This window comes from Helicobacter bilis ATCC 51630, from assembly GCF_000686565.1.
GTDB classification, from domain to species: Bacteria; Campylobacterota; Campylobacteria; order Campylobacterales; family Helicobacteraceae; genus Helicobacter_A; species Helicobacter_A bilis.
The window spans coordinates 38,964-48,443 of sequence record NZ_JMKW01000016.1 but is presented as its reverse complement, the minus strand read 5'-3'; the positions used below and the strand labels follow the sequence as shown (position 1 = coordinate 48,443).

Below are 9,480 nucleotides of genomic sequence, written 5' to 3'. Positions count from 1 at the left end.
CCGCTTGTCATACTGAGGCGTTAGCCGAAGTATCTAATGTAAAAACTAAACAAGATTTTTCGCCTATGGCTCAAAATGACAAGATTCTAGAATCTACACGCAATCACTTTTGCTTACAAAATATCAATATAGAAATAAAGCAAGGGCAGATTCTAGGACTTGCGGGTGAGAGTGGAAGCGGTAAAAGCCTGCTTGCAAGAATTATAATGGGACTTGAACCAAATATCAACATACACAAAGGTGAGATAAGATTCTGCAATTATGATTTATTGCAATTACAAAAAGAGAGAAAATCTAAAACCATAACAACGCAAAATCTCTCAATGCAAAATATTTTGGGCAAAGAAATCTCATACATACCACAAGACCCGCTAAGCTCACTCAACCCACTCCATAAAATATATAAACAGATTGAAGAAACGCTTATCATACATAATCTTATGAGAGATTCTAAACAAAGAAAAGCACATATAGAATCTATTTGCAATGAAGTCGGGCTTGATTGCAGCTTACTTACTCGCTATCCACATGAGCTAAGTGGCGGTCAAAGGCAAAGGGTGGCAATCTCTCTAGCCCTTGTTGCAAATCCAAAGCTAATCATCTGTGATGAGCCTACCACAGCCCTTGATATGTCTTTAAGTATGCAGGTGATAAACTTGCTGAAACAAATTGCAAAAAAACACCGCGTTGCAATGCTTTTTATCACACATGATTTAGGTATTTTACGCGCTCTTTGTGATACCTATATCATTATGCAAAACGGACACATTATAGAAACCCTTACACTTCATTCCACGCCAAAACACAGCTACACGCAAAAGCTTTTTCAAGCAAACTTTCTTGAAACAAAACAATACAACACCACACAAACACCAACTATAATGCAGCTAAAAGATTTTAGTGTAGGCGTTAAAAAAAGTAAATACTTTCGCAAAAAACTATCTATAATCACAAAAAATGTTAATCTCACCTTGCAAGAAGGTAAAACTTTGGGTATTATAGGGGAAAGCGGTAGCGGTAAAAGTTCCTTAGCAAAAGGTATATTACATCTCATGGATACACAAGGCATAGATTCATATTTTAATCAGACTTTATCTTACAATGGAAAAGTTGATAAAAGGTATTTAAAAGAAATGCGAAAAAACATGCAAGTCGTTTTTCAAGATTCTATGAGTTCTCTTAATCCAAGATTTCGTGTAAAAGATTTAGTGAGCGAGGGGCTGAAATTGCAAAAAAAGAGTGATGAATCTATTATGCAGGAGATTGAAAAAATCTTTAATGTGCTAGATTTGGATAGAAGTTTGCTTACTCGTTATCCAAGTGAGCTAAGTGGCGGTCAAAGGCAAAGAGTAGCCATTGCGCGTTCTATGGTGCTAAATCCAAAGATTCTAATCCTTGATGAGCCTACAAGCGCACTTGACAAATTCGTGCAGAAAAATACGCTAAAACTCTTGCATGATGTGCAAAAAGCTTATAATGTGAGCTATATACTCATCACGCATGATTTAGGCGTTGTTGCAAATTTATGCGATAATGTAGCAGTCATATTTCAAGGTAAAATTGTCGAATATGGACATACACAAGCTATAATGTCAAATCCAAAACATGACTACACAAAAAAGATGGTATCTGTATACCAAGATTTTTATATCGCTTAAATCTATTTAAAGGAGATAGTATGGCAAAGAATTTAGCATTGTTTATTGATTGTGATAGACTCGAAGCGGCGTTTATGACACTTATTTTTGATTATTTGCAAAATGAGGGTTACAATATTTGTGTAAAACGCGCATATATCACAAAAGACAATCTTGACTTATGGTATAGTCAGCTTGATAGGCATTATTTTAGAATCTCAATAGGCAATAGTCAAGCAAACAATAATATGCGTTTAAGTGTAGATGTGTCAAAAGCACTTTATTCTGGCAACTACGATAGCATTGCAATCGCGTCAAACTATCGTGAGTTTGGCGTTTTGGCAAGTGAAGTGAGAACGAAGGGATTAGAAGCTTTATGCTTTTATCAGTTTTCAAAAGGTAATGAAGCATTTTTGAAACGAGCCTATAATATCATCTACAACCTAGAGCCAAAAAATGTGAGTGAGCAAAGTAGCGAAATGACCTCAACAGGTGATATGCTTGATATATTCGCATCAGCACTTGAGGGCTTAGACACTCAAACACTTGGAGAAAAAATAGGCGATCAAACCACTTCAGCAAAAACCACTACAAGAAAGCCCAGAATGATCAAAAGCACAAAGGCTACAAGCACAAAAGCAACCGCAAAGAAGAAGTAATTACAAAATAAAATAACCATAATGTGCTTAGTGTATATAAAGGAACGACTTTATATACAAAGTGTTTTTATGTAAGACAAGGCATGTATTAGGCAGATAGATTTAGATTTTTAGAGTAAAGCAATGAAACAAAGTCTTACCAAAACTGCTATTATAGTTTTTGCTACTTTTTGTATCCTAACCTTACTTTATCAAATAAGCATTGCGACAGAAAGGGGACAAGAATATCCCATAGACTTAAGCTTAAAAGGTAGGGTAGCAAAGATTGTCGTGCATAAACAAAAAAGAATATTAGAACTCTACGATGATAAAAATAAGCTATTAAAAAGTTATCCGCATATCGCATTGGGTAAAAATCCGCAAGGACACAAAGAGTTTGAAGGTGATAGTAAAACGCCTGAGGGCTTGTATTATATTGATTCTAAAAACCCAAAATCACGCTATTTTCTAAATCTTGGCATTAGTTATCCAAATAAGCTAGATATTGCCAATGCTAAAAAACACAATAAAAATGCGGGTGGCGATATCAAGATTCACGGATTACCAAATGGCATGAATATTGCAAAAGAACTTTTTAAACAATATGGCGATTGGACTGATGGCTGCATAGCCCTTGATAATGCAAGCATGAAAGAATTATATGAAGTGATTAGTATCAACACACCCATTTATATATTGCCTTGAAGATAAAAACAGCAAAATATACCCACCTAGTTTTTCTTAACTTTTCAAAGTCTTTTAAAAGTTGTAATAATCCTACTTTTTGAATCATTTTGTAATTTTTATGATAATATATTAGAATATTAGAAACTTACAAAAGGGATTATAATGAGGTTTTACAATAATCTCTCACTTAGATCAAAATTCCTAAGCCTTGTTATCGGCTTTTTTATAGCATTTGTCATATTTTTGGTGCTGACAATACTAGGAGAAGTAAAGTCCTCCAAAGCTACACAAGCCCAAATCATCGCAATGCTACAGCAAGAGATTGAAGCAAAAATCAAACTTAGCACAGATTCTATGGCGAGTGCGCTTGGTGAGGTTGTCAAGGGATTAGATGAAAAGGAGCAGATACAAATCATTTCTAAAGCCATTAGCAAGATGTATTTTGAAGATGATAAATCAAGCTATTATTTTGTGTATAAAGAAGGGGTTGCTTTAGCATATCCACATCAAACAGACATTATAGGCAAGTCTCTGTGGGATACAAAGGACATTAATGGCACTTATTTCATAAGGGATCTTTTTGAGAGCGCAAAAGATGAGAGCAAAAGGGGTAAATTTGTCTATTATGTTTTCCCTAAGCCCCTGCCAGATGGAAAGTTTGTTGATGCACAAAAAGTATCTTATGCACAGCTTATCCCCAACACAGCAAATATTTGGATTGGCACGGGTGTGTATATCGACACGCTAGACACCTATACACACGCCACTTCACAGGGGATTTTGAGTAATATCTCTCAAACGATATACAGCAATATCGCCATTTCAATGGTGGCGTTTTTGCTTATCTTTTTCCCATCAATGTGGCTCTTTTACAGCACCCATTTGCGTGGAATCTTAAACTTACAGCACAATGTCTTTGCCTTTTTTGCCTATCTCAACCACGAGAGTAAAACAATGGATTCTATCCCACTAGATTCTAAAGATGAGATCGGGCGTATGGCAAAGGCGATTGATGAGAATGTCAAACGCACACAAGAGGGGCTGCAAAAAGATTCTAACCTTGTGCGTGATGTGCTAGATGTCGTAGCAGAAGCAAAGGAGGGGCGATTTGGCTCTGTGATAGAAAATACAAGTCTTAATCCGCAAATCAATGAGCTAAAAGATGCGATAAATCAAATGTCGCACACGCTTTTAAACCTTGTCGGCGAGAATCTCAAAAATACCGCAAGAGTGTTTGAAGCTTATAAAAATAATGATTTTACTGACAGGATAGAAAATCCTAGAGGGCTTGAAAATGCCGTAAATAGCTTAGGAGATTCTATGGTGAGTATGCTTTCAGTCTCTAAAAACTATGCCAACGAGCTTGAAGTAAAATCTAAAGAGTTAGAATCTTCTGTGCTTGAGCTTACAGAGAGTGCTAACACTCAAAGTGCATCACTTGCACAAACTGCCACTCTCACAGAAGAGATTGCCCAATCTATGCAAAATGTGAGTGATCGCACAAATGAAGTCATCGCGCAAAGTGAAGATATCAAAAATGTCATCGGTATCATACGCGATATTGCAGATCAAACAAATCTTTTGGCTTTGAATGCCGCTATTGAAGCTGCAAGGGCAGGAGAGCACGGCAGAGGATTTGCGGTTGTCGCTGATGAGGTGAGAAAGCTTGCCGAACGCACACAAAAAAGTTTGGGTGAAATTGAAGCAAATACAAATCTTTTGGTGCAGAGTATCAACGATATGACAGAATCTATTAAAGAACAAGCTGAAGGTGTCAATCAAATCAATGATACCATTTCGCAACTTGAAGACATCACGCAGCAAAATGTAAAAATTGCCAATCATTCACGCGATATAAGCACCGCACTAGATAATGTGGCAGTAAAAATTTTAGATGATGTGAATAGTAAGAAGTTTTAGTAAGATTCTATGCGGTCTAGACTTGCTTTATAAGGTTTTTTGCGGCATTTATTTGCGTTTTTATAAAATTACCGAATCCTGCCATTTAGTGAAAAATCTTGGTGGCTTGTCGAGTTATTCAATAATTGATGTAAAAATTCAAGGTGTGGATTGCTACATCTTCCTTGATTGTCCATATCCATATTATAAACTTTAGATTCTAAGATAAAAGATTATCAACTAAATCTTCCACATAGTCCTTAATTATTCATTATTTATGTTTATCTCGCTTCCATTCTCAATGGCGTTTTCTAAAATCTTTGTGCCGTTTTTAAGTGTTTGACGCAAATCCATAATTTCTCTTATTTTGTTGCGGATAGTTTTTTCATTCTCTTTTGTGATTTGTGAAAGTTGTTTTGGGATAGAATCAAAAATTGTGTGTGAGATAGGCAGGGAACAAAAAATTTGCTCAATTTTTTCAGGTAAAAACTCTAAAATGCAATCTTGTAAAAATACTTTATCAAGTGGGGTTGCATGTATCTTATTATCCTGCTTTACTAAGGCTTTGTCTGCGTGAAACTTCTGGTCTATACGCAATATTAAGCATTCAAGCAATATAGTTTTTGTAGCTTCTACCCATACACTTATAGTTGTAATATCTGTGTGCATTCTTAACAGAGAATCATCTATCATGGCTTTATATTGCTGTGTAAAATCTTGGAAAATTTTTAGCTGGAATTCTTCAAGATTTATATAGCTATCCGTGCTAATATAGCTTGGCTTTTTTTGTAGGATAATATGATGAGATTCTTCTACCCATTCTTGCAATACTCGCTCAAAATTTTGCATAATATCTCGCATACTTTGCTTGATATAGGAATCAAGTCGCATAAGCTTTTGCAATAAATTTTTATGTTTTCTTGCTAAAAGGCTTTTAGAATCTTTTATTTCTCTTAGTAGTTCATCTTTGTTGAGTTGAAAGCTCTCATATACAATGCGGCGATTCGTCAATATGTCAAGGAATTTTGGTTGATTTGGTCTAGTCTTTATCTTAATTGTTTCTAAGTTATCTAACACACTTTCTACAATGCTGTCTAAATACCTTTTTAAGCCCTTTGCAATGCTAACAAAAATTTCATAATTATAATCATTAATAAGCTTATTTAGCCTAGTGATAAAGTGCTTACTTGCCTTATCATAGGCTAAATCCAGCTTTTTATAATGCTGAAAAATGATTTTGTAATGCTTATCTATATTTTTATTTTTTTCAAGTGCTATTTTAAGGATAGCATTTCCCCTTTTTAGCTTCGCCCTTTGCAAGACTGCTTGTATGTTCTCTAAAATATCTTGCATGATTGTATTTTGTGCTGAATCTTGCTTTAATGTATCTTTTTGGGCATAAAAAGATACTATTAGAATCTTTGTTTGGTCGAGTGCGGATAGGATATTTTCTGGTGTTTTTATCTTGCCTGATAGTTGCTGTTTGGCGAGATTATTAAGAATTTTACATAACGCAAACTTCTCATCAAGCCTGTAAAACTCAAGTAGATTCCATAAATGCAAGTCATGGATAGATTGCAAATTGTATTGAGAGATGAGTTGTTTTCTATGTGTGGATACTTGCTCTAATATTTCATGCTCTTCTTTCTCTTTTTTATCATAGGCGATTATAGCTATACTTGGCTTTTTCTTGATGATTTTTAATAACTCTTCTTTTTTGAGTTTTTCTGGCTTATTTAATACCCATAGAATGCAATCAGAATCTTTTATTGCATTAAGCGTTTTTTTACTGCTAAAATCACTCTCTTTTATAATCACGCATTCTTGCAATAAATCTACATTCACAAAGACTTCAAAATACTCAATAGATTCTAAGTTACTAGAAGAACAATCAAGCGTGTGTAGATTCACATTAACACTATTTTGTTTGTAATATGCCCTTGCAAATGAGACTTGAGAAAAACGAATGATAAATTTTTTCTGTGCTAAAGAGTTGTTTAGGGGTATAAGAGAATCTTTAAAAAGCACATTTAAAAAGGCAATCATACTAAGATGGCAATCGCCCACAAGCTGCATTGTCAAGGGGCTTTTATATTGTTCTTTTAGCTGTTTGTAGCACTGCTTTATCTCTTGTGTGGGGTGCAATTTTGGCATATTAATGATTTTTTCTGCTTGTTTTATTTCTTGCAGTATATCGCCTGTGGCCTCCTTGCTAAGATTCTTATCATATAAATCATCATATTCTTGTATAAATTGCTTTAATAAGCTCATTTATTCCCTCCATATACAAGCATTGAAATGAGTGTATCAAAGTCTTCTTTTTCTTGTTCTTTATATTCTTCAAAATAGTGGATAAAGCAAGATTCTAAGATATATTCAAGTCGCTCTAATTGGGTATTAAAAAGATTTATTTTATTATGAAAAAGTGTATTGATATTTTGTTCTAACAATAAGAAATAGTAATCAAAATTTTCTTTCAAAGGCTTTATGACAGAATCTTCTTGTATATCTGCCTTTTTAATCGTATTGGGCAATAAAATATCAAGGCGATAGGAAAGGTGTTCTACTACAATGGCGTTGCTATCATCAAAAAAGTCGGCTTTAATGCTGTTTGTATATCGCATGAAAATAAGCTCTAGAATCTTTTTATGCTCGTTTGTTTGTGCAAACTTTGCAATAGAATCTGTATTATTTGGATGCAATAGAGTTGTTATCTCATGTAATTCTTTAATAGCAAAAAAGTATTCCTGCAAGATTCTAGCAAGCTCTCTTAGTCCTACAATAAGGCTTTGTATCATAGAAGTTTTTAACTTTTGTATGTCGATATTTCCACGCTTTTTTGTTTCATAATTTAGGGCTTGTATGAATTGTGAATATAGATTATCACGCAAATTTGCAAACGCGTCATAAAAGGAATAATATTGTGCTGGAAGTCTTTTTAAAACTTCTTTGCATAGGGATTTTATGTGATTTATTTGTGTTTTTATCTCATCTTTGTTTATAGAATCTATTTGCCTAGATTCTTTAGGGAGTTTGCAAAGCTTTAATATATTTTCTAGCATTTGGATATTAAAATGTGTTGATGGGGTGTTAAATATATGTGTGAAAAGCATAGATTCTAGCTCTAAAATCCCGCTAGTTGCTATGTCAAATCCACTTTCAGAAGCACTTGCCCCACATCTCATTGAGTGGGCTACCCCTGCGGTAATGAAGTGAAAATGCAGCTTTGCAAGACTTTTTTGTCTTTCTTTTTGTGCGTGTTTCAACCGCTCTTCTAGTGCATTTTGTATTTTTTGGCAAAGGCTTTGTTTTTTTCGCAAGGTCATATTTGCCTTGTCAATATGCGTTACAATAAAATGAATGTGAGAGATATTTTGCTTTTTTACTAAACGCAGTAATATAGCAATGATTTTATCAAAAGATAATACCGCATTTAACTCATTAAGATTAGCTAAATACAGAATCATATCGCTTTTTGCGGTATAGTCATACACTTGCAAATGGCGAAAAGTCTGGGGTATGAGTGAGGGGGTATTAATAAATCTCATAAACTGCAACAACACATAATCCTGTGGGACAATAATGCGATCTACAATAGCGATTTTATTGTTCTTAAAATATGAATCATAGATTTTTTCATATTTTATTTTTTCACTCCCATTTTTTAAGCAATCATGAAAGGTTTCTTGCAAGTTTTTATAATGTTTTGCGGTATCTATTATGGGTGATTCCTGCAGGGTTTGTAGATCATTTAAGTGCATATAGACTACACTAGCTGGACCTTTACCATAATGGTATTCAATGGGTGCTTTTGCTTCCAATGGCATGTTAGATTCAGTAGATTTTTTACCATCATAAAGCATGGTTGCTAGAAGTGTTGATTTTCCTGTTTTTTGTCCGCCTAAAACTACGACTTTTTTAGTAAAATCTTCTTCACAAAAAAAGACTAGATTCTTAGTCCATGAGAGTTTTTTTAGAATCTTCTTTACTTTCGCTATGGCATTAAATTGATTAAAAAGTGGCGTTTTGTCTGGGGATAAATGTATAAAAGATTTTGCAAATGCTTTATTTGTGCTTGTCTTTTCTTGTGATTCTGTAATATCGCTCTGGGTTAATACCTCGATACATTTTTGCTCATGGAAGCTTATAATACCATGTTCTCGCAATAGCTTTATATGCTTTATGACTTGCTTTATACCTTTAGAATCAATATGATACAAAATGCTTACTTGTAAATATTTAATGTAGTTTAAATAATGTTTTGTAGGCATAGACACAAACTTTTTACAACAAACTTTGCAAAGTGTAAGAAAGCTTGGAATCATCATAAAAGTATTGAGATTATTCTCATTGCACGCAAGTAATAAACTAGCAGCTTCATATATATCATAGTCTTTTAATTCTTCAGCATTTTTTAGTATTTGCAAAGGATCTTCTAAAAGTATATAGTGTGGGGAATCTTGCACATAAAGTAGATTAAAAAAAGTTCGCATTCTTTTACTTGGGTCTTGTGGCATTAATGCTAGATAGTCATGCAAGATCGCAATATGCTGTGTATTTTTATCCTTCTTTTTTGTTTTCACAGCCCAACCCCTTGCTATATAACTAAAAAATGCTTA

Annotated in this window: 6 protein-coding genes; 4 read left to right on the top strand and 2 right to left on the bottom strand. The window is 34.1% G+C overall.

All coding sequences use genetic code 11. From position 1 onward, the window contains the following. The 4 genes from T368_RS0104410 to T368_RS0104395 all read left to right on the top strand — a co-directional run. The coding region (locus tag T368_RS0104410) for an ATP-binding cassette domain-containing protein (protein WP_051591320.1) at positions 1 to 1,658 on the top strand (1,658 nt) is incomplete at its 5' end. A 20-nt stretch (positions 1,659 to 1,678) separates the two neighbouring features. Next, on the top strand, positions 1,679 to 2,296 hold the full coding sequence (locus T368_RS0104405) for an NYN domain-containing protein (protein ID WP_004088553.1): 618 nt from the start codon (positions 1,679 to 1,681) through the stop codon (positions 2,294 to 2,296). Between the two features lie 123 nt (positions 2,297 to 2,419). After that, positions 2,420 to 2,980: a L,D-transpeptidase family protein gene (locus T368_RS0104400; protein WP_004088554.1), complete on the top strand. Its 561-nt coding sequence runs from the start codon at positions 2,420 to 2,422 to the stop codon at positions 2,978 to 2,980. A gap of 144 nt (positions 2,981 to 3,124) precedes the next feature. Then, positions 3,125 to 4,882 (top strand): methyl-accepting chemotaxis protein, encoded by a 1,758-nt coding sequence (locus T368_RS0104395; RefSeq protein WP_004088555.1) that lies wholly within the window; start codon positions 3,125 to 3,127, stop codon positions 4,880 to 4,882. 243 nt (positions 4,883 to 5,125) lie between these two features. Here the strand turns inward: T368_RS0104395 and T368_RS0104390 are convergent, their stop codons facing one another. Both T368_RS0104390 and T368_RS0104385 read right to left on the bottom strand, forming a co-directional pair. Further along, positions 5,126 to 7,132 (bottom strand): hypothetical protein, encoded by a 2,007-nt coding sequence (locus tag T368_RS0104390; RefSeq protein WP_004088557.1) that lies wholly within the window; start codon positions 7,130 to 7,132, stop codon positions 5,126 to 5,128. Beyond that, the gene (locus tag T368_RS0104385; RefSeq protein WP_004088559.1) at positions 7,129 to 9,444 is read right to left on the bottom strand and encodes a hypothetical protein; all 2,316 of its coding nucleotides are present in this window, start codon (positions 9,442 to 9,444) and stop codon (positions 7,129 to 7,131) included. The genes T368_RS0104390 and T368_RS0104385 overlap by 4 nt, the downstream gene beginning before the upstream one ends. Positions 9,445 to 9,480 lie beyond the last annotated feature (36 nt).